We start from the raw sequence: 21186 nt of genomic DNA, 5'->3' as shown, positions 1-21186 counted from the left end.
GGCGCCAGCCGCCTTATGCCCGCTCTGCCCCATAGACGGGGTAGTCGGTCAGCCCTTTCTCGCCGCCGCCAAACAGGGTGGCGGGATCGTGGGGGGCGAACGGATGGCCGTGGCGCAGGCGGTTCGGCAAGTCGGGGTTGGCCACGAAGGGGCGACCGAAGCCAATCATGTCGGCCCAGCCCGCCTCGATGGCGGCGCGGGCGCGTTCCCCATCGTACTTGCCGGCGTAGATGAGGGTGTTGGGGAAGGCGTCGCGCAGCCCCTGCTTGAAGCTCTCCGCCATCAGGGGGGCGTCGTCCCAGTCCGCTTCGGCGACGTGCAGGTAGACCACGCCGAGCTGGCCCAGCAGGCGCGCGGCGGCCAGATAGGTCTCCTGGGGGTTGGCATCCACGGTGCCGTTGAGGGTGGTGAGCGGCGCAAGGCGTACCCCGACCCGGTCGGGACCGATCTCGTCACAGACCGCCTCGGTCACCTCTTTGAGGAAACGCAGCCGGTTTTCGAGCGAACCGCCATAGCCGTCGGTGCGGGTATTGGACTCGGAGTCGAGGAACTGGTTGATGAGGTAGCCGTTGGCGGCGTGCAACTCGATGCCGTCAAAGCCCGCTTCCATGGCGTTGCGGGCGGCCTGGCGAAACTGCCCCACCACGGCGTCGATGTCGGCCTGGGTCATGGCGCGCGGGGTGACGGTCTCCACAAACCCCGGGGCATCGCTGCCGTTGTCGACGAACACCTTCACTCCCTTGGCCTGGATGGCGGAGGAGGAGAGGGGCTGGGCGCCGCCGATGTTGTCAGGATGGGTGACCCGGCCCACGTGCCAGAGCTGGGCGAACATGATGCCCCCCTCGGCGTGGACCGCGTCTGTTACCTGCTTCCAGCCTGCCACCTGCTCGGCGCTGTGGATGCCCGGCGTCCAGGCGTAGCCCTTGCCCAGGGGGTCTATCTGGGTGCCTTCGCTGATGATGAGGCCGGCCCCGGCACGCTGGGCGTAGTAGGTCGCCATCATGGCGTTGGCCACGTCCCCGGGCTGGGTGGCGCGGGAGCGGGTCATGGGGGGCATGACGATGCGGTTGGCAAGGTGCAGCTGGCCGAGGCGAAGGGGGCAGAACAGGGGATCGTGGTGCATGATGGATTCCTCAATCTTTGGGAGTGAGGTGACTCTAAAGGGGATTGTTATTGTGAAAAAGAGGGGGTATTGCAGAAGAGAATTGCCGTTATCGCAGCAATGGCGCGGGAGGAGCCGGGCTCGGGCCAGAAAAAAGAGGGCCAAAGGCCCTCTTTTGCTGCATTGCCACCGATGATCAGGGGGAGAGTGGGGTGACCCGTACTCGCTCGATGCGCCGCTCGCTCACGGCCATGACCTCGAAGCAGAACTGGCCGAGGTGCAACTGCTGACCGACGTCGGGCAGGCTGCCGAAGTGGGAGAGCAGCATGCCCGCCAGGGTCACGTACTCGTCGCTCTCGCTCACCAGACCGTCGCAGTTCAGTGTCTGCTCCACCTGATGGATGTTGGTGGTGCCGTGGATGAGCCAATGCTCGCCCTCGCGCACCACATCGGGGGTCTCGTCCTCGTCCGGCAGCTCTCCGACGATGGCCTCCAGCAGATCGTGGTTGGTGACCAGCCCCTGGATGACGCCAAACTCGTCCGCCACCAGGATGAGGCTGCCCCTGGCCTGGCGCAGCTCCGCCAGCAGCCGGATCACGTTGATGGTCTGGGGCACGATGACGGGCTCGTTCTGTCTGGCTAGTGCTGCCAGGGATTGCCCCTCGTTGAGGGCAAACAGCAGATCCCGAGCCTTGACCACCCCGATGATCTCGTCCAGCTCCCCGTCACAGACCGGGAACAGGCTGTGGGGGGCCCGTTGCAGCAGGGCACGGATCTCGTCCTCGCTGTCGCTGACGTCGATCCACTCCATCTCGGAGCGCGGGGTCATGATGGTGCGAATGGAACGCTCGGCCAGCGACAGCACGCCGCTCACCATGTAACGCTCCTCTTCACCGAAACCGGGGGGCAGGGGCTGAGTCTGCACCTCTTCTTCGTCCTCCTGCGGGTGGGCTGAGCGCTTGTTCCCCCCCATCAGCTTGAAGATGGCGGCGGTGGTGCGCTCGCGCAGGGGCTGGCGAGCCTCATGGCGCAGGGCACTGCGCTGGGCGAGCTGGTTGAAGAACTCGATGAGCACCGAGAAGCCGATGGCCGCGTAGAGGTAGCCCTTCGGAATGTGGAAGCCGAAGCCCTCCGCCACCAGGCTGAAGCCGATCATCAAGAGGAAGCTCAGGCAGAGCACCACCACAGTGGGATGGGCGTTGACGAAGCGGGTCAGGGGCTTGGAGGCGAGCACCATCACCACCATGGCGATGGTCACGGCCGCCATCATGACGCCCAGGTGATCCACCATGCCGACGGCGGTGATGATGGAGTCCAGGGAGAAGACCGCATCCAGCACCAGGATCTGGGCGATCACCACCCCGAACCCGGCATAGACGCCGGTGCCGCCTTGCTCCTCGGGCTTGGCCTCGAGTCGCTCATGCAGCTCGGAGGTGGCCTTGAACAGCAGGAAGAGTCCGCCTCCCATCAGGATGAGATCCCGACCGGAGAAGGGGTGATCCCAGATGTGCAGCAGAGGAGCCGTGAGGGTGACCAGCCATGACATGATGGTGAGCAGTCCCAGGCGCATCAGCAGGGCCAGGGAGAGACCGATGATGCGCGCCTTGTCCCGCTGGGCGGGGGGCAGTTTTTTCACCAGGATGGCGATGAAGACCAGGTTGTCTATCCCGAGAACGATTTCCAGGATGATCAGGGTAAGCAGACCGACCCAGATTGACGGGTCCAGCAAGAATTCCATGTGATTGACCTCAATGAAGACAGATGCAGTGAATCGTGGTCACGGCGTGGCCGTGGTGACGGAGACGATCGCTTCAGAGGCGTTGGTTGAGCAGGTACAGATAGGCTTTGATGGGAAAAGACGAAGGGCTACTTCGGGGATTGTCCATGATGGGCAATAAAACCTCGGGTCAAAAGTGAGCCCTGATGATAACGACTCGCCGCCATTTGGCAAGGGGGCTGTCAGGGGGACGCGACGAGGGGATTGCCAACGGGAGAGGCAAGGGAAAGGGGCATTGATGCGCAGCCAAGTTTGACTGGAGATAAAAGAGCGACACATTGACACGACCACAAACATAGGTGCTGAACAAGGAAAATAAACGATCTGATACCAACAACCGGATTCATCAGGCTCATATATATCCATTATTTTTGTAATAATTTGTTTCAGGGGGAAATATTGCGGCTGTGTCATGGGAGAAAGAAGGAATAGAGGGGGTTATGGTGTTTGATATGGAGTTATTATTCTAAATTTAACTTGTTCGCCACCAACTAATTCACATGAATCATATATTCAGCGTATAAAAAGCAAGGAGGCCCAGGCCTCCTCGTTTGCGCTCACACGGGTTGTTTCAGGGGACGTTAACCCTGGTCGTCAGGTCAATTGCCGGTATAGGCCGCGCCCTGAACATGCCCCTTCTTGTCGCTCAGACAGGACCAGGGAGCCTCTGCGCCCGGCACCTTGATGGTGACGCCAACCCCGGCTTCCGAGTCCATCACGTCGATCACCTGGAGCTGCTGTTGTGCCACGTCTGTCTTGTCGGAGACCGCCTTGAGACAGGCTTTCTCTGCGAGACTGGCCTTGTGGGCAGTGGCTGAGGCAGTGGCTGCAGCAGGGGCCGCAGAGGAGCCTGGCTGGCAGGTACCCGAGCCTTTCTTGCTGGTGTAGGAGACATCGTACTGGCCCCCGGTGTTGCTGATGGAGAGGGTGACGCCGGCGCCCTTGGCCTCGTAGAACTCCTCGCTGTACTTCTTGAGTTTGGCCTCCTTGCCATTGATATAGACGGGGCCACCTTCATCGCTGTGCATCTGGATTTGACCCGGGCACTGATAATTCAACTGTGGAATGGCGGCGCTCGCCGCACCCGCCATGGCTAGGGTTATGGCAGCGATCAGTACTTTCTTCATGGACATTACCTCAACTGTTTAATGATACGAGATTTATTATTTTATTTTTCCGGTTAACAACAATTCCATTGCCAGGCAGGAAATAGCCTTCATCCCTGATCGGAATAAATAGCGTCGGTACTTTATTTTAGCAACGAATTTTTATTATTTTTCCCTGGGATGAAAGTGAATATTGATCCGGAAGGGGTGGCAAACGTTTTCTCCTGGCGGGTTGAACGGGACAGGGGTAAGGCGCGAGGAGTGAGGGGGTAAGCAGGATGGGGCCTCGACAGAGGAGGGAACTTGGCGGCGGTTGCGCCGGGAGTCATGACGCGGGGCGACTGGGCCCCGCGTTGCAGCGCAATGACGAGCGCCGGATCAGAGCCAGCGTTTCTCGCGGGTGAAGCAGACCGACAGCCAGGCGTCTCCCAGGGTGTCGCCGAGGCGGGACCAGAGCTCCTGGCGCAGGGCATCCTGGCGCTCGACGGGCCACTCCTGGCCGGGGGCCACCAGGATGTTGAGCTCGAGATCGAAGCGGCGGCCGCTTTTCGCCAGGTGGCTGTAGCATTCGATGCCATGGCGCTGGCGCAGGGCCTCGATCTCGTGTTCGACTCGCTGCTTGACCTCTCCCTTGGGGGCGATCTTCAGCACTTCCCGCAGGTTGCGACCGAGCACCTTGATGGGAATGAGGGTGGCGCACAGGGCCAGCAGGGAGACCAGCATGGGGTCTATGTAGCGGTTGTAGTGGCCGTAACCCAGGGTATCGAGCCCGATGGCGACCAGAAAGCCGATGAGCAGGGTGGCGCTGAGCAGGGTATCCACCAGCCACTCCTTGGAGTCCACCCGCACCAGCTCGGAGTTGACCTGCTCGGCCACGTCGGCCTCGATGAGATAGAGGATGCTGCAGAAGAAGGTGGAGACGACGGCATAGATGAGGGCGTGGCCGAGATCGATCTCCCGTCCGCCCGCCAGCAGGGAGGTGATGCCGCCATAGAGGGCACCGAGGCAGAGCAGCAGAATGATGGCGCCGTTGATGACGTTGGCGATGGGTTCGAAATGGGCGTAGCCGTATTGGAAACGGGCGTCGGAGGGGCGGGTAACCAGGTAGGCGGTGATGAGCCCAAGGCCCGTCATGCCCATGCTGAACAGGGTGAAGATGCCGTCCAGCATGATGGCGTTGGAACCGACGAACAGACCATAGCCGATCCCGAAAATGGCAAAGGTGATGCAACCAAACAGCGACAGGGTCAGCGCCTGTTTTTCGGTGCGAATAAGCGTACTGATAACATGGCTGTAGCGAGCCATAAAAGTCCTCCTTTCAAATGGTGAAGATTGCGCGCGCAAGCGGTTTTCTAGCTGATATACTGCCCGCTCACATGTGAGCGGACTGGTTCGGACACCCGCAAAGAGGCAGGCCCGAACGGTCGTTGTCGCCGGAATGCCGGCATCAAGCAAAGGATGGGAACAAGGATTCATGATCCCGAGACTCGATTACCAGGACAGTTTGTCATCTACAACCCTGCAGTTTCTTGAGTTGCTGGCGCGATCAGCATTTCGTGGTGATATCGAAAAGTCTTATGCAAGCCGGTTGGCGATGGCGACGGATAACAGCGTCTATCAGGTAGTACCTCAGGCGGTTCTCTATCCGCGCAGTGCGGACGATATTGCGGTGATGCTCAAGCTGGCCCAGGGGCCCGAGTACGCAACCTTGAGTTTCTTCCCTCGCGGCGGCGGTACCGGTACCAATGGCCAATCCCTGGGCGGCGGCATTATCGTCGATCTCTCGCGCCATATGAACCAGATCATGGAAATTAATCTGGAAGAGGGCTGGGTACGGGCCCAGGCAGGGGTGGTCAAAGACCAGCTCAACGCCTATTTGAAGCCCCACGGCTACTTCTTCTCGCCGGATCTTTCCACCTCCAACCGCGCCACCTTAGGCGGCATGGTCAACACCGACGCCTCGGGGCAGGGGTCGCTGGTGTACGGCAAGACCTCGGATCATGTGCTCGGCCTCAAGGCCGTGCTGGAAAACGGCGATCTCATGGCGACCGAGCCGGTGACCGGCCAGCGTCTGGCGGACAAGCTGGCCCTCGAGACCCGTGAAGGGGAGATCTATCGCACCCTCTATCGCATCGGCCGCGAGCGGCGCGCCGACATCGAAGCCACCTTCCCCAAGCTCAACCGCTTTCTGACCGGTTACGATCTCAAGCACCTCTATCAGCCCGATACCGACACTCTGGACGTGAGCCGGGTGCTGTGCGGCTCGGAAGGCTCCTTGGGCTTCATCACCGAAGCCCGCCTCAACATCACCCCCATCCCGCGCTACCGCACCTTGGTCAACGTCAAGTACGACAGCTTCCCCTCCGCGCTCAGAAATGCCCCCTTTATGGTACAGGCCCACGCCCTGTCGGTGGAGACGGTGGACTCCCGGGTGCTGGGACTGGCCCGCGCCGACATCATCTGGCACTCGGTGAAGGATCTCATCCAGGATGTGCCCGGCAAGGATCTGCAGGGGCTCAACATCGTCGAGTTTGCCGACACCGACGAGGATGCACACAAGGCCAAGGTGGAGGAGCTGTGCCGGCGCATCGACGCCCTGCTGGCCAGGGGGGAGGCGGGGGTCATTGGCTATCAGGTGTGCGACCACCTGCCGAGCATCGAGACCATCTATGGCATGCGCAAGAAGTCGGTGGGGCTGCTCGGCAACGCCGAGGGGCGCAAGAAGCCGGTGGCCTTCACCGAAGACACCGCCGTGCCGCCGGAATCCCTGGCGGACTTCATCATGGAGTTTCGCGCCCTGCTGGACGCTCACGGCCTTGACTACGGCATGTTCGGCCATGTCGATGCCGGGGTGCTGCACGTGCGCCCGGCGCTGGACTTGTGCGATCCCGAGCAGGAGGTGCTGCTGCGGCGCATCTCGGATCAGGTGGTGGAGCTGACCGCCAAATACGGCGGCCTGATGTGGGGGGAGCACGGCAAGGGCTTTCGCTCCGAATACAGCCCCGCCTTCTTCGGCGAGCTGTGGGAAGAGCTGCAACGGGTCAAGGGGGCGTTCGATCCGGCCAACCGCATCAACCCGGGCAAGATCTGCATGCCTTATGGCAGCGGCGCTTCGCTTGTCTCGGTGGACGGGCCCAAGCGCGGCAAGTTCGACCGCCAGATCCCGATTGCCGTGCGCGAGAGCTATACACGGGCCCTCGATTGCAACGGCAACGGTCTGTGTTTCACCTTCGAGACCGACTCCCCCATGTGCCCCTCGGTCAAGATCAGCCGCGACCGCCGTCACTCCCCCAAGGGGCGGGCTGGCCTGATGCGTGAATGGCTGCGCCAGTTGTCGGAGCAGGGCTTCGATCCCCTTGCCGAAGAGGTGGCGCTGCAAAGCGGGGGTCTACGCTTCAAGCAGATCGTCGACAAGTTCCGCAATACGGTGGCCCGCGCCCGGGGCGAGTATGACTTCTCCCACGAGGTGATGGAGGCGATGGAGGGGTGCCTTGCGTGCAAGGCATGCACCAGCCAGTGCCCCATCAAGGTGGATGTACCCACCTTCCGCGCCCGCTTCATGCAGCTCTATCACAGCCGATATCTGCGCGGCCCCAAGGATTACTTCGTGGGCACGGTAGAAAGCTATGCGCCCCTGCTGGCCAAGGCCCCCAAGCTGGTCAACTTCTTCCTCGAAAAAGAGTGGGCCCAGAAGGCGACCGAGAAGAGCATCGGCATGGTGGATGTGCCGCTGCTCTCCGTGCCGACCCTGGCCGAGGAGCTGCGGGATCACCGCGCCCGCTATTTCGATCTGCCAGGCCTCGAGGCCATGAGCCCCGAGCAGCGCCAAAAAGTGGTGCTCATCGTGCAGGACCCCTTCACCAGCTACTACGACGCCCCCGTGGTGCGTGACCTGGTGAAGCTGGCCAGCAAGCTGGGTTATCAGCCCTACCTGCTGCCGTTCAAACCCAACGGCAAGCCTCAGCACGTGAAGGGATTCCTGCGCGCCTTCGCCCGCACTGCTGCCAGCAGCGCCCAGTTCCTCAACAAGGTGGCGGCCCTCGGCATCCCCATGGTGGGGGTCGACCCCTCTCTGGTGCTCTGCTACCGGGACGAGTACGTGAAGGCGCTCGGCCCCGCCCGCGGCGATTTCCAGGTGCTGCTGCCCCAGGAGTGGCTGCTCTCCCTGCCTGCCGAGGCGCTGCCGCTGCGGGAAGAGGCTGGCACCGACCCCTGGTATCTGTTTGCCCACTGCACCGAGAAGACCGCCAAGCCCACCACCCACGGTGACTGGAGCACCCTGTTCGGCCGCTTCGGTGCGCGTTTGCAGCCGGTGTCGGTGGGTTGCTGCGGCATGGCGGGCACCTATGGTCACGACGCCAAACAGGTGGAGAACTCCAAGGGGATCTACGGTCTGAGCTGGGCCGAACCTCTTGAACGCCTGCCCAAGGCTCGCTGCCTGGCCACCGGTTATTCGTGCCGCAGCCAGGTCAAGCGGATGGAGGGGGAGAAGCTCAAGCACCCGCTGCAAGCCCTGCTGGAACTGCTCTGATGCTCCACTTTCCCAAGGGATTCCGGGTGCCAAAGGCATATCGGCACCCGCATTTTCTGTTGCTCCCCACCACGCCGTCCCAGGCCGTGGTGGAGTTTGTCGCCATCCTGCGCGAGCGGGATCAGCTCCATCAGCTGTTTCGCCCGGACGATGTGTGGCCCTCCGCCCATTTCAGCCTGAGTCAGCACGAGGCCGACTTGGAGTGGCAGCACTCCGAGTTTCTGGCCAAGCGCTCCTTTGCCTATGGCCTCTGGAGCCCGGACAGGGAGCCCCGCTTCTGGGGCGGGGTTTACCTCTATCCGTCGGTGCTGCCGGAGGTGCAGGTGGAGCTCTTCTTCTGGAAGGTGGCCGAGGTGCCGCTCACTGACAGCGAACTCGAAGCCGAACTGCGCACCTGGCTCGGCAAGGTATGGCGCTGGTCCGAGCCGCGCCTGCCGGGGCGGGACGGCCCTTGGGCCGAGTGGCCAGGGGTGACCTATCCCTGGTGAGGGTCAATCTCGATGCAAGATGCCCCGGCGTGGGCATCTTTTTTTTTGCTCCTTTTTCGCCGACACTGCTGGTTTGCCACTACAGCGCAGCGATAACCCGTTGATCACGCAAGGAGTCCGCTCACCATGAGTCAAGAAAGCAGCCCCATCTGGCGCAAACCCATGAGCCTGGAGGGGCTCAACGCCAGCTCCCGCAACACCCTGATGGCCCACCTCGACATCGTCTACACCGCCTTTGGCCCCGACTGGCTGGAGGCCACCATGCCGGTGGATCATCGCACCCATCAGCCGCTCGGCATGCTGCACGGCGGCGCCTCCGTGGTGCTGGCGGAAACGCTGGGATCGCTTGCGGCCAACATGGCGGTGGGGGAGGAGAGTTATTGCGTGGGGCTGGAGGTCAATGCCAATCACCTACGGGCCAAGCGGGAAGGGGTGGTGACGGGGCGCTGCGCGCCGCTGCATCTGGGGGCGACGACTCAGGTGTGGCAGATCGAGATTCGCGATGAACGTGGTCGTTTATTGTGCACCAGCCGATTGACCATGGCAGTGCTCAAGCACAAGCGGGACAAGGACTCTGGCGAAGCGTGATCCGCAATAACGCATCATGAGTGAAAAATAAGCAAGCCATAGTCGCGAGATCCCTCTATAATTGCCAACGTCTTGAGACACCTATCACATTTTTCAAGACAGCAGAACAAAGTGGCGCTATAATCGCCGCCTTTTTGCTATTCCGCGGTGTTAGCCGCCTGCCTTAATCTGGAAGAATCTATGTCTGATACCGAACAACTGCCCCTTTTTAGTGAGCTTGGACTGGCCGCGCCTGTATTGAAAGCGCTGCAGGACGTGGGCTATGAGCGCCCGTCTCCCATCCAGGCCGCAGCAATTCCCCACCTGATGGCGGGACACGATCTGCTGGGGCAGGCACAAACCGGTACAGGGAAGACCGCTGCTTTTGCCTTGCCTCTGTTGTCTCGTCTGGAAGCTGGTAACCGCAACACCCAGATCCTGGTGCTGGCCCCGACCCGCGAGCTGGCCCTGCAGGTGGCAGAGGCGTGCCAACGCTATGCCTACCACATGCCCGATTTCCACGTGCTGCCCATCTACGGCGGCGCTTCCTACGAAACCCAGACCCGCGCCCTGCGCCGCGGTGCTCAGGTTGTCGTGGGTACCCCGGGCCGCGTGATGGACCTGATCCGTCGCAAGAACCTGGACCTCTCCGGTCTGAAAGCCCTGGTGCTGGACGAAGCGGACGAAATGCTGCGCATGGGCTTCATCGACGACGTGGACTGGATCATGGATCAGTGCCCGGCCGGTCGTCAGGTTGCCCTGTTCTCTGCCACCATGCCGGAGCAGATCCGTCGTGTTGCCCAGAAGCACCTGAAGCAGCCCAAAGAGATCAAGATCGCCTCCAAGACCGCGACCGCCACCACCATTCGTCAGCGTTACTGGCAGGTGACCGGTCTGCACAAGCTGGACGCCATGACCCGTCTGCTGGAAGTGGAATCCTACGAAGCCCTGCTGGTGTTCGTGCGTACCAAGAACGCCGCCGAAGAGCTGGCGGGCAAGCTGGCTGCCCGTGGTCACGCCTGTGAAGCGCTGCACGGTGACATCCCGCAGAAGCTGCGTGAGCGTACCGTTGACAAGCTGCGCCAGGGCCAGCTGGACATCCTGATCGCCACCGACGTGGTCGCCCGCGGTCTGGACGTTGAGCGCATCACCCACGTAGTGAACTACGACATTCCCTACGACACCGAATCCTACGTTCACCGTATCGGCCGTACCGGCCGTGCCGGTCGCAAGGGCGAAGCCATCCTGTTCGTGGCGCCGCGCGAGCGTCGCATGCTGCGTGCCATCGAGCACGCCACTCGTCAAGCCATCGAGCCGATGAAGATGCCGAGCACCGAGGACATCAACCAGCACCGTCTGGCCAAGTTCAAGGAGCGCATCCGCGAAACCATGATGGGTGAAGAGCTCGAGATCTACCACAACCTGGTGAACGAGCTGATCGAAGAAGACTCTGCCGATCCGCTGGAGCTGGCTGCTGCACTGGCCAAGCTGGTACAGGGCGATCAACCGCTGCTGCTGGATGACTCCATTCCGGATCCGGTGTTCAACGCTGGCAACGATCGCGGTGGCTTCGAGCGTCGTGAGTTCAACGACCGTGGCGATCGTCCGGCCCGTCGCATGCCGTCCCTGGAGCCGCGTCCGCTGAAAGACAACCCGGACGTGGAGATGGAGCGTTACCGTGTCGACGTGGGCGCCCATCACGGCGTCAAGCCGGGCCAGATCGTGGGTGCCATCGCCAACGAAGCGAACATCGAGAGCCGCTTCATCGGCAACATCGACATCGCCGATGACTTCTCCACCGTCGATCTGCCCAAGGGCATGAGCGCCGAGGTGCTGGAAGTGATCAAGAAGGCCCGTGTCTGTCAGCGTCCGCTGCAGATCACCCGTTACACCGAAGTGCCGGCCGGCGGCAACACTGCTCCCCGTCCGCCCCGTGGTGATCGTCCGTTCCGTGGCGACCGTCCTTTCAACAAGGATCGCCGTCCCCAGGGTGACCGTCCCTTCAACAAGGATCGCCGTGAAGGCGGTTTCGACAAGGGTCGCAAATTCGGTGGCAACAAGCGCCGCGACAGCTAAACCCTGACTGCACTGATGAGAAGGCCGCTCCATGGAGCGGCCTTTTTTGTGTCTGTTTTTCAGATGCGTAGCAAAGATTGTCACCTTTTTCCGGCCGGGGCGGGCACCCGGTTTTATGAGGAGCCAGTGAAAAGAAAAATGGTGCAATCCATTTGCCTGGGGGTGGCGCCTGGTGTCATTCTTTGGGAAGCGATTGGGTACTTTTGGAAGGCGTAGAGATAGTTGCTGGTTGCAAACGACTGCGACTTTGGTCTGAAGGTGCATTCTGTTGTTTGCATATGAGTCAGCAGAGTGAGATGAATAAATAAACCGTATGACAGGGAGGTGCGTGATGGGCAAGTGGCTTGGCAAGGTGTTGCTGATATCTGGATGGCTCGTGTCGGGTATGGTGTTGGCGGAGGAGCCCTTCTTCAGAATTGCGGGGGCGGGGTGCTGCAATGGCAAGGGGGAGGTGGTGCTGACCCGTGCAGAGTTTGAGGCCTTGCCGCAGACGGAGGTTAAGACAGGGACGCCCTGGACCGAGGGGGAGCACCTCTATCGCGGGGTGTTGCTGCGGGACCTGGTCAGGATCTACGGTCTCAAGAGCCAGGAGGTCAAGGCCCTCGCGGTCAATGAATACTGGGCCGCACTGCCGCTGGAAGACGGGGAGAAGTACCCGGTGCTGGTGGCCGAGAAACAGGATGGCAAGGCGCTGACTCTGCGCAACAAGGGGCCGCTCTGGGTCATTTATCCCCTCACCGACCATCCCGAACTCAACAAGGAGCTCTATCACAGCCGGATGGTTTGGCAGCTGACGGCGCTGGAGAGCAAATAAGATGCTGCGCGGCAAGTTCTTGAGCCTGATCCTGATGGTGACCACCTTTTTGGGGGTGACCCTCTGGTCGGTCTGGAACTATGACCGCGCGTTCAATGCGGTGACGCGCTACACCCAGCTCGAGCTGGAGATCCACGCCTTCGAGGAGGGCTTGCAGCTCTATCGTGCCGGTGCCGCCAGCCGGGAGGAGATGAACAAGCGCTTTGACATTGCCTGGAACCGGCTCGATGTCTTCCTGCACGGGGAGGAGGCAAAGTCGGTCAGGGCCCGATTCGGTGCGGACAAGGCGGTCGGCAAGATCCTCGCTCTCTTCGAACATTATGAGCAGGATGTGGTGCATGGGGAGCCGGATTCCCCCGCACTCAAGATGTTCACGGCCGCGCTCGATGACGAGATGCGCGGGGTGCGGGACGTGATGGTGAAAAACTTCACTGGGCCCTCTGCCATCGCCCAGCGCGAGCTGCTCAACGAGTCGAAAACCCAGAACTTCTTCATCCTGGGATTTCTGATGCTGGCGACCATGGTGATGTTGATGGTGCTGTTTCGCGAAGTGCGTCGCCAGCATTTTCTGGCGTGGAACGACCCTCTCACCCGTCTCCCTAACCGGGCGGCGCTCATCAAGCACCTCCAGCAGTGGACCAGCCACCCCGGTCGGCGCAGCAGCATCACCGTCTGCCTCATGGATCTGGGGCATTTCAGGGAGGTCAATGACAGTCTGGGTTACGAAGTGGGGGACGCCTTGCTCAAACGGCTTGCGGCGCGGATCAAGGCCGCCTCTGGCCAGGGGATCTTCGTTGCCCGAACCGGCAGTGACGAGTTCACCCTCATCATCACCGGCACCATGCCCACCTATCTGCGCTTTCCGTTTCTGGAGCAACTGCGCAGCGAGCTGGCGGATCTGGTGTTTGCTGCCGATCCGGCGCACCGGGTGCGGGTCTTCATGGGCACCAGCCAGTACGTGAAACCGGATCATTCACCGGAAGAGATGCTGCTGTTTGCCGATATCGCCCTCGACAGCGCCAAGCGCAAACGGCTGAATCGCAATGTGCTCTTCTCCAGCAGCATGTATCAGCACTATCAGCGCAAACGCCGGCTGTCGACCGAGCTGCGGGAGCTTATCCACTGCCCGCAATGCCCGCAACTGGCCCTTTACTATCAGCCCATCGTGCGCGGCCAGAGTGTGGTGAGGCTGGGGGCGGAGGCGCTGATACGCTGGCATCATCCTGAATATGGCTTTATTGCCCCCCTCGACATCATCTCGCTGGCAGAAGAGAACGGGTTGGGTGAGGCGCTGGGGGGCTGGATCATCCGGCGCATGCAGATCGACCTGTCCGGCTTCCCGAAGGAGGTACTAGCACCGCTCGAGATCTCCATCAACCTCTCCAACTCCATGTTCAACATGGGGTTGGCCAGGGAGATTGAAGAGAAGATGGGTGATGGTCCGTTGGGATTGCACCAGTTGATAGTGGAGCTGACCGAAACCATCGCCCTCGATGACATCGCCCTGAGCAAGCAGATCATTCACTCCCTGCGCCAGATTGGGGTGCGGGTGGCCCTCGATGACTTCGGGACCGGTTGGTCCTCGTTCTCTTACCTGCGTGAACTCTATTTCGACAAGCTCAAGATAGACAGATCCTTTATCACCGCGATCGACAGTGACACCCGGCAGGCGCTCTTCGTCGAGACCATCACCACCCTCTCTCATCAGTTGGGGGTGCGTGTCGTGGCAGAAGGGGTGGAAAACAGCGATGAGCTCAAGGCGGTGCTCACCATAGGGGTGGATGAGATCCAGGGTTATTTCTACTCGCGTCCCTTGCCGCTGCCGGAGTTCATGCAGTTCTGTCACCGCTATTTCGCCCACAGTGCCGCCATTCAGGAAGTGGCACTGGGCTAGCCTTGGGGCAATCGAGCTCCTGTAGCCTTGTCTTCGAGTCCCTCTGTTCGATCGTTCCTGGTTGATATTTCATCCCGACACCTTTCTCCCATGGCAGGACCGCCCATGACGCGGCTTTATTGTGCCTCCTGCCAGAACGAGGGTGCGAGAGGACAGTCCCGGTGCTACCTTGTGCCACGAACAGTGCCACAGGGCAGAGGAGCCATAGATGGATCGCTTGGGGGTGATGGAGGTGTTCGTGCTGGCGGTGGAGACCGGCTCGTTTTCGGCGGTGGCCCGCCGACTGGGGATGGGGCAACCCACGGTTTCCAGATTGATTGCCCAGCTTGAGGCGCACCTTGGCAGCCGCCTGTTGCTGCGTTCGACCCGGGGGCTGGCGCCCACCGAGGCCGGAGAGGCCTACTATCTGCGGGCGAGAGAGATCCTGGCCCAGGTCAACGAGGCTGATGCCATGGTGCAGCAATGCCGGGCGGGCCTGAGCGGGCGTCTGCGGGTGAGCGCTCCCGTCACTTTCGCCCGCCTGCATATCATTCCCCATCTTGCCGGTTTTCTGGCGGCTCACCCGGGACTGGATCTGGAGATCCTGCTGGATGACGGCAATGTGGATCTCATTTCGGCGGGCATCGAGGTGGCTCTGCGGATCGGCAAACAGGCTGACTCGTCGCTGGTCGCCCGCTGCCTCGCCCGAAGCGACGTGCGGGTGTTGGCTACGCCGGCCTATCTGGCCGCCAAAGGAGAGCCTGAGACCCCTCAGGCCCTGCAACAGCATGATCTGGTGCTTTACAGTCCACGCCCCGGAGTGGGGCAGCAGTGGCGATTTCGCCGTGGCGTCGAGGAGAGGGTGGTTTCCGGAGAAGGCAGGCTGACGGTCTCGGCGGCCGAAGGCATGCGCGCCGCCGTGCTGGCAGGACTGGGGCTCGGTATCGCCTCGGAGTGGATGTTTGCCCCCGAGCTTGCCCGCGGCGAGGTGGTGGCGGTGCTGCCCGAGTGGCAACTGCCCATGCAGGAGCTCTGGACCCTGCTCCCGGCAGGTCGCCAGCCTGGTGCCAAGGCGAGCGCCTTTCTGGCATTCGTGACCGGCCTGCCCGGCGTGGGGCATACGCCAGCGGAATAACTGTTATGGTCCCCACCGCTCTACTGGTGGCGACGCTCCCCGGGTAGGCTGTGCGCATGGGGCCCGTATCTTGGCGGGAGCCCTTCTACCACGAGGAGAAGATCATGAGTACATCGCCTTCTGCCGGAGGGGCCGCAACCCCCGGCCCCTCCCTGCTCTTCGCCATGGCCCTGTCATGCGGCGTGGCAGTTGCCAACATCTACTACAACCAGCCCATGTTGGCTGTGATGGCGCAGGACTTTCCCGGGCACTCGGGCATGCCATTGATCGCCATGCTGACCCAGCTCGGCTATGCCATGGGTCTGCTTTTGCTGGTGCCGCTTGGCGATGTAGTCGAGCGCCGCTGGCTTATTCCGGGGCAGTTTGCACTGATCGCGCTGGCTTCCCTGCTGGCGGCCACGGCCACGAGTGCCACCACCTTGATGCTGGCCTCAGTCCTGCTCGGCATCGGGGCCACGGCGGCCCAGCAGATAGTCCCGGTGGCGGCGACCCTGGCAGATCCCGCCCGCCGTGGTGCCGTGGTCGGCAGCGTGATGAGCGGCCTGCTGGCCGGAATACTGCTCAGCCGTACCGTCGCTGGCCTGGTCACCGCTTATGGCAGTTGGCGCGCCATGTTCTGGCTGGCCATTCCCCTGGCCCTGTTGGGGGCTCTGCTGATGGCCAGGATGATACCGTCCGGATTGCCGCGCTCTCCCCTCGGTTATGGCCGTCTGCTTCACTCTCTGGTCGGTCTGTGGCGCGAGGAGCCCGCCTTGCGCCGCGCGACCCTGACCCAGGGCTTGCTGTTTGCCTCCTTCAGCGCCTTCTGGACCGTGCTGGCGTTCTACCTGGCCGAACCTGCCTATGGGTTGGGGGCCGACATGGCGGGTCTGTTCGGCGTCATCGGGGTGGCTGGGGTGGTGGCGGCCCCTTTGGCAGGCCGGATGGCGGATCGGTTGGGGGCCAGACCAGTGGTATTGGCCGGCGCCGTGCTGGTGGTGCTTGCCTGGATCTGCTTCGAGCTGTGGCTCTCTCTGGCCGGGCTGGCGTGCGGGGTCATCTTGCTGGATCTCGGAGTGCAGAGCGCACTCATCGCCCATCAGCAGCGCATCTATGGTCTGAGACCTGAGGCCAGGGGGCGCATCAATACCCTCTTCATGACCGGCATGTTCCTGGGGGGAACCCTCGGCTCCAGCCTGGGGATGCTGGTCTGGCAACAGGGACACTGGCTCGGGGTGGGAGCAGCCGGCATGGGGTTGGCCCTGGTTGCCTGTCTCTGCGCCCTGGCCGGCAGGCGGGGGCTGCAACCGGTCATCTGAGGCATGTGCAAGACAAGAAAGGCGACCCCGGGGTCGCCTTTTGTCTGTCTGCTCGGGATGGACTCAGAGCACCATGGCGGCAATCCAGCCGAAGATCACCAGGGGGATGTTGTAGTGGATGAAGGTTGGCACCACGCTGTCCCAGATGTGGTCGTGCTGACCGTCGGCATTGAGGCCCGATGTGGGGCCGAGCGTCGAGTCGGAGGCGGGGGAACCCGCGTCCCCCAGCGCGCCCGCGGTGCCCACCAGGGCGATGGTCGCCATGGGCGAGAAGCCGAGGTGGATGCACAGGGGCACATAGATGGTGGCGATGATGGGCACGGTGGAGAAGGAGGAGCCGATCCCCATGGTGATGAGCAGGCCCACCAGCAGCATCAGGAAGGCCGCCAGTCCCTTGTGACCGGCCATCATGCTGGAGACAGACTGCACCAGACTCTCCACCCCGTGGGTCTCCTTCATGACGGCGGCGAAGCCTGCGGCCGAGATCATGATAAAGCCGATGAGGGACATCATGCGCACACCCTGGGTGAAGGCATCCTGGCTCTCGCGGAATTTGATGACGCCGCCGCAGGTGAAGATGATGAAGCCTGCGAGTGCCCCCAGCACGATGCTGTTGGTCATCAGTTGCAGACCGAGTGCCACGGCGATGGCCAGCAGGGCGACCCAGATGTGGTTGAGATTGAGCTCGACCGTCTCGGGTTCGGCGGCCAGGATCTGCTCCAGATCATACTGACGCGGCTTGCGGTAGCTGAAGAAGACGGCGATGAGCAGGCCGAGGAACATGCCGAATACCGGGATGGCCATCGCCAGGGGCAACTGGCTGAATTCCACCGGTACGCCGTTGTCGACGAGATTCTTGGCCAGGATGTTGTTCAGGAAGATGCCGCCAAAGCCCACCGGCAGCAGCATGTAGGTAGCGGTCAGGCCGAAGGTGATGACGCAGGCCACCTGACGGCGGTCTATCTGCATCTGGGCCATGACATGCAGCAGCGGCGGGATCAGGATGGGAATGAAGGCGATGTGCACCGGGATCAGGTTCTGGGAGGAGATGGAGACCGCGAGCACCGAGGTGAGCAGCAGGCTCTTGACCCAGAGAATGCGGGTGCTGCTGGCATCCTTGCCGAGCTGGTTGATGACCTTGCGGGCCAGCAGATCGGTGATGCCGGAGCGGGAGATGGCTACAGCGAAAGCCCCCAGCATGGCGTAGGAGAGGGCGATTTCTGCACCGCCGCCCAGGCCACCGGTGAAGGTGCTGAGGGTCTGCTCGAGGGAGAGTCCGCCGAGCAGGCCACCCACGATGGCACCGATGGCGAGGGAGACCACCACATTGATCCGCAGCAGGCTGAGCACCAGCATCAGCGCCACCGCGATAACAACAGGATTCATTTGATTTCCTTATGGATTGTGTTGCTGTCAGTCGTGTGAAAGCCAGCTAGTTTGCGAAAAACAGGCTAAATGTCGAGAAAAAAATCGGCAGATCCCGGCCAAGGGACGCATCTTCTGCTGGCGGTGAACGGAAACCGGGAAAATGGCCCTTCTTCCTTGCCCAGACAGGTCCCCTCATGCAGACAGGCTGCCATGGGCAGCCTGTCTGGGCAGGGGCTGGGAGTGTTCAGCCCTCGTCTTCGGTGTCTGTCGTTTCATCCGGGTTGGCCAGAGGCCAGCCTCCCAGGCTCTTCCAGCGATTGACGATGTGGCAGAAGAGCTCTGTGGTGCGCTCGGTGTCGTAGAGGGCCGAGTGGGCCTCTTTGTTGTCAAAGGGAATATTGGCGCTCTGACAGGCCTTGGCCAACACCGTCTGTCCCAGGGCAAGACCCGAGAGGGCGGCGGTGTCGAAGGTGGCGAAGGGGTGGAACGGATTGCGCTTGAGGCCGGCCCGCTCGGCGGCGGCCATCACGAAGCCGTGGTCGAAGGTGGCGTTGTGGGCCACTATGATGGCGCGACCACAATCCTGCTCCTTCATGCCCTTGCGCACCCCCTTGAAGATCTCGGTGAGTGCTTCCTTCTCGTCCACCGCGCCCCGCAGCGGGTTGAAGGGGTCGATGCCGGTGAACTCCAGCGCCGCTTTCTCCAGATTGGCGCCCTCAAAGGGCTGGACATGAAAATGGAAGATCTGGTCAGGGGCGAGCCAGCCCTGCTCATCCATCTTGAGGGTGTGGGCGGCTATTTCCAGCAGGGCATCGGTCTTGGCATTGAATCCGGCGGTTTCAACATCGATGACGACGGGGTAAAAGCCGCGAAAACGGCCCTTGAGGGTGTGAACGGCGTCGGTCATGGTATCTCGGTCGGCGTGAAAGGAGGCGGCATTATGGCAAAAAAGCGTGCCCTTGTCCCTTATCTGCCGCCATGGGACGGCAAGAGGGCCATTTTGAAACACCTGTGCTTATAATGGGCGACGTCAACCATGGAGGGAGAGGACGATGAAGAAGCTGGGATTGGCACACAAGATGATGTTGGTGGTCTGCCTGCCGCTGTTGGCCTTGCTGTTTTTCTCCGGCCGGTACGTCTATGAACGTTATCGGGTCGAACAGGAGATGAGCGGCGCCCTGGTCGCGCTGGCGGTGGTGAAAGAGGCGGCGCAGCTGGCCCATGAGCTGCAACGGGAGCGCGGCATGTCGGCCGGCTTCCTCGGCTCTGGCGGCAACAAGTTTCGCGATGCGCTGCCTGCCCAGCGCAAGGTGGTGGACAGCCTGTTGCAGCGTTTTCATCAGGATCCTGCCTTGCTGGCGCTGACGGAGGTGCAGCAGGGAGTGGCCGGACTCACCGCCATGCGTGAGCGGGTCAGCGCCCTGGGGGTCGAGGTGGCGGAACAGGTCGGCTTCTATACCCGCCTTGTGACCGCCTTGCTGGCGGTGGTGGACAAGATAAGTGTCGACAGCATGGATGCCACCATCGCCCTGCAGACCAATGCCTACGCCGCCTTCCTGCAAAGCAAGGAGCGTGCGGGACTGGAGCGGGCGACGCTCAGCAACGTCTTTGGCCGTGACAGCTTCACGCCTGCGCTGTTGCAGCAGTTCATTTCCCTGCTGGCGGCCCAGAACACCTATCTCGAACGTTTCCAGGCGGTGGCGAGTCCCGCCCAGCGCCAGTTGCTGGCCGACAGCCTGGCCTCGCCAGTGGTGAGCAAGGTAGCCGCCATGGAGAAGCTGGCGCTCGACAAGGCGGCCAGCGGCGGCTTCGGGGTGGATGCCGAGGCCTGGTTTGCCTTGAGTACCGACAAGATAGGCCTGCTCAAGGAGATAGAAGACAGCCTCTATCAGCAGCTCTTCGAGCGGGTTGAACAGATGCGGGTCGGGAGTGCCAGTGACTTCTGGTGGGGGGCGGTTGGCGTGTTGCTGTGCATCGTCCTGACCACCTTCGTCTGCTGGCGGGTAGTGCGGGATCTGCATCTGGGCTTTATGGCCCTGCACCAGACCTTCAAGCGCCTGGTGCAGGAGAACGACCTGACCGTGCGGGTCGACTGGCGATCCGGGGATGAGCTGGGGGCCCTGGCGCGGGATCTGAACCATTTCCTCGGGCACCTGGAGAGTTTGCTGCTGGCTGTGCGCCACTCCTGTGACGTGCTGATACGCAGCGCCGCCAGCTCGGCCGAGGTCATTGCCGAGGTGAATGCCGGCGTAGTCAGGGGATGCGGGCAGGTGGATCTGGTGGCGACTGCCGCCACCGAGATGGCATCGACTGTCGCGGAAATTGCCCGCAACGCAACCCAGACCTCCCAGGCGACCCAGCAGGCCATCGGCCGGGCGAAGCAGGGTGACAAGGAGGTGGATCAGACCATCCACACCATCCAGCAGGTGGCGGGCACGCTGGTGGATACCCGGCACCTGGTGGACAGCCTGCATCGGGATACCGAGTCGGTGGGGGAGGCCTTGAGCCTCATCAAGCAGATCTCGGACAGAACCAACCTGCTGGCCCTCAATGCCGCCATCGAGGCGGCCCGTGCCGGTGAATCCGGGCGCGGCTTTGCAGTGGTGGCCGACGAGGTGAGAGCGCTTGCCTCCCGTACCCAGCAGGCGGCGGATGACATAGAGCGGATGTTGGGCCGCTTGCGTCAGGGGGCCAACGAGGCGGTGGCTGCCATGCACACGGGCACCGAACAGGCCGGCCTTAGCGTGACGGAGGCCAAACGGGCGGGGAGCGAGCTGACCGACATCGTCAACGAGGTGCGCAAGGTGAGCGACATGACGGCCCAGGTGGCCACCGCCACCGAGGAGCAGCGTTACGTGACCGACGACATCCAGCAAAACGTGATGACCATCCGTGACGTGTATGAGGCCCATCGCCAGCACTCCCATACCCTGCAACAACACAGTGCCGAACTGGATGCCCTGGCCCGGGATCTGGCGGGACGCATCGCCAGCTTCAAGCTGATGGCCCCTTCTTCCCCCCACTGAGCGTTTTGACCTAAAGCTTGTCCTG

At 62.1% G+C, this 21186-nt stretch carries 15 protein-coding genes; 9 read left to right on the top strand and 6 right to left on the bottom strand.

What is annotated here, in order from left to right:
- Window positions 1–13: 13 nt before the first annotated feature.
- From J9893_RS18740 to J9893_RS18725, 4 genes are all read right to left on the bottom strand, one after another.
- Window positions 14–1123 (bottom strand): alkene reductase, encoded by a 1110-nt coding sequence (locus J9893_RS18740; protein WP_201985245.1) that lies wholly within the window; start codon window positions 1121–1123, stop codon window positions 14–16.
- Window positions 1124–1298: 175 nt separating this feature from the next.
- The gene (locus tag J9893_RS18735; protein WP_201985246.1) at window positions 1299–2840 is read right to left on the bottom strand and encodes a TerC family protein; all 1542 of its coding nucleotides are present in this window, start codon (window positions 2838–2840) and stop codon (window positions 1299–1301) included.
- Between the two features lie 638 nt (window positions 2841–3478).
- Entirely contained in the window at window positions 3479–4006 is a 528-nt protein-coding gene (locus J9893_RS18730) for a hypothetical protein (protein ID WP_143237681.1), read from the bottom strand.
- A gap of 357 nt (window positions 4007–4363) precedes the next feature.
- Window positions 4364–5290 carry a cation diffusion facilitator family transporter gene (locus J9893_RS18725; RefSeq protein WP_143237680.1) on the bottom strand — a complete coding sequence of 309 codons (927 nt, stop codon included), beginning with the start codon at window positions 5288–5290 and terminating at the stop codon, window positions 4364–4366.
- 169 nt (window positions 5291–5459) lie between these two features.
- Here J9893_RS18725 and J9893_RS18720 point away from each other — a divergent pair, with 169 nt between their 5' ends.
- The 8 genes from J9893_RS18720 to J9893_RS18685 all read left to right on the top strand — a co-directional run bounded on the left by J9893_RS18720 (window position 5460) and on the right by J9893_RS18685 (window position 16767).
- Window positions 5460–8516: an FAD-binding and (Fe-S)-binding domain-containing protein gene (locus J9893_RS18720; RefSeq protein WP_201985247.1), complete on the top strand. Its 3057-nt coding sequence runs from the start codon at window positions 5460–5462 to the stop codon at window positions 8514–8516.
- Window positions 8516–9004, top strand: a complete 489-nt coding sequence (locus J9893_RS18715) for a hypothetical protein (protein ID WP_128344657.1) — start codon at window positions 8516–8518, stop codon at window positions 9002–9004. The genes J9893_RS18720 and J9893_RS18715 overlap by 1 nt, the downstream gene beginning before the upstream one ends.
- Before the next feature lie 126 nt (window positions 9005–9130).
- Window positions 9131–9592 (top strand): hotdog fold thioesterase, encoded by a 462-nt coding sequence (locus J9893_RS18710; protein ID WP_039038762.1) that lies wholly within the window; start codon window positions 9131–9133, stop codon window positions 9590–9592.
- Window positions 9593–9772: 180 nt separating this feature from the next.
- The gene (locus J9893_RS18705; RefSeq protein ID WP_210600084.1) at window positions 9773–11647 is read left to right on the top strand and encodes a DEAD/DEAH box helicase; all 1875 of its coding nucleotides are present in this window, start codon (window positions 9773–9775) and stop codon (window positions 11645–11647) included.
- A 331-nt stretch (window positions 11648–11978) separates the two neighbouring features.
- Complete coding sequence (locus tag J9893_RS18700) at window positions 11979–12461, top strand: molybdopterin-binding oxidoreductase (RefSeq protein ID WP_039038761.1); 483 nt, start codon at window positions 11979–11981, stop codon at window positions 12459–12461.
- A 1-nt stretch (window position 12462) separates the two neighbouring features.
- A complete protein-coding gene (locus J9893_RS18695) occupies window positions 12463–14355 on the top strand; it encodes a bifunctional diguanylate cyclase/phosphodiesterase (protein WP_210600085.1) in 1893 nt (630 codons plus the stop codon).
- Between the two features lie 208 nt (window positions 14356–14563).
- Window positions 14564–15469: a LysR family transcriptional regulator gene (locus J9893_RS18690; RefSeq protein ID WP_201985249.1), complete on the top strand. Its 906-nt coding sequence runs from the start codon at window positions 14564–14566 to the stop codon at window positions 15467–15469.
- Window positions 15470–15573: 104 nt separating this feature from the next.
- On the top strand, window positions 15574–16767 hold the full coding sequence (locus tag J9893_RS18685; RefSeq protein WP_201985250.1) for an MFS transporter: 1194 nt from the start codon (window positions 15574–15576) through the stop codon (window positions 16765–16767).
- A gap of 63 nt (window positions 16768–16830) precedes the next feature.
- Here the strand turns inward: J9893_RS18685 and J9893_RS18680 are convergent, their stop codons facing one another.
- Together J9893_RS18680 and rnt are read right to left on the bottom strand one after the other, a co-directional pair.
- Window positions 16831–18153 carry a Na+/H+ antiporter family protein gene (locus J9893_RS18680; RefSeq protein ID WP_113977562.1) on the bottom strand — a complete coding sequence of 441 codons (1323 nt, stop codon included), beginning with the start codon at window positions 18151–18153 and terminating at the stop codon, window positions 16831–16833.
- 226 nt (window positions 18154–18379) lie between these two features.
- A complete protein-coding gene (rnt, locus tag J9893_RS18675) occupies window positions 18380–19042 on the bottom strand; it encodes a ribonuclease T (RefSeq protein ID WP_210600086.1) in 663 nt (220 codons plus the stop codon).
- A 145-nt stretch (window positions 19043–19187) separates the two neighbouring features.
- On the opposite strand from rnt, the gene J9893_RS18670 reads away from it, so the two are divergent.
- The gene (locus tag J9893_RS18670; RefSeq protein ID WP_210600087.1) at window positions 19188–21161 is read left to right on the top strand and encodes a methyl-accepting chemotaxis protein; all 1974 of its coding nucleotides are present in this window, start codon (window positions 19188–19190) and stop codon (window positions 21159–21161) included.
- Window positions 21162–21186 lie beyond the last annotated feature (25 nt).

The organism is Aeromonas sp. MaB10011B (assembly GCF_017939325.1).
Lineage (GTDB): Bacteria > Pseudomonadota > Gammaproteobacteria > Enterobacterales > Aeromonadaceae > Aeromonas > Aeromonas caviae.
The sequence above is the reverse complement of the archived record's forward strand: the minus strand, read 5'-3'. Positions and strand labels throughout refer to the sequence as shown.

Coding starts and splice junctions, on each gene's coding strand:
- rnt (WP_210600086.1), bottom strand. CDS start 19,042: ATGACCGACGCCGTTCACACCCTCAAGGGCCGTTTTCGCGGCTTTTAC.
- J9893_RS18725 (WP_143237680.1), bottom strand. CDS start 5,290: ATGGCTCGCTACAGCCATGTTATCAGTACGCTTATTCGCACCGAAAAA.
- J9893_RS18685 (WP_201985250.1), top strand. CDS start 15,574: ATGAGTACATCGCCTTCTGCCGGAGGGGCCGCAACCCCCGGCCCCTCC.
- J9893_RS18730 (WP_143237681.1), bottom strand. CDS start 4,006: ATGAAGAAAGTACTGATCGCTGCCATAACCCTAGCCATGGCGGGTGCG.
- J9893_RS18690 (WP_201985249.1), top strand. CDS start 14,564: ATGGATCGCTTGGGGGTGATGGAGGTGTTCGTGCTGGCGGTGGAGACC.
- J9893_RS18740 (WP_201985245.1), bottom strand. CDS start 1,123: ATGCACCACGATCCCCTGTTCTGCCCCCTTCGCCTCGGCCAGCTGCAC.
- J9893_RS18705 (WP_210600084.1), top strand. CDS start 9,773: ATGTCTGATACCGAACAACTGCCCCTTTTTAGTGAGCTTGGACTGGCC.
- J9893_RS18680 (WP_113977562.1), bottom strand. CDS start 18,153: ATGAATCCTGTTGTTATCGCGGTGGCGCTGATGCTGGTGCTCAGCCTG.
- J9893_RS18700 (WP_039038761.1), top strand. CDS start 11,979: ATGGGCAAGTGGCTTGGCAAGGTGTTGCTGATATCTGGATGGCTCGTG.
- J9893_RS18710 (WP_039038762.1), top strand. CDS start 9,131: ATGAGTCAAGAAAGCAGCCCCATCTGGCGCAAACCCATGAGCCTGGAG.
- J9893_RS18670 (WP_210600087.1), top strand. CDS start 19,188: ATGAAGAAGCTGGGATTGGCACACAAGATGATGTTGGTGGTCTGCCTG.
- J9893_RS18720 (WP_201985247.1), top strand. CDS start 5,460: ATGATCCCGAGACTCGATTACCAGGACAGTTTGTCATCTACAACCCTG.
- J9893_RS18735 (WP_201985246.1), bottom strand. CDS start 2,840: ATGGAATTCTTGCTGGACCCGTCAATCTGGGTCGGTCTGCTTACCCTG.
- J9893_RS18715 (WP_128344657.1), top strand. CDS start 8,516: ATGCTCCACTTTCCCAAGGGATTCCGGGTGCCAAAGGCATATCGGCAC.
- J9893_RS18695 (WP_210600085.1), top strand. CDS start 12,463: ATGCTGCGCGGCAAGTTCTTGAGCCTGATCCTGATGGTGACCACCTTT.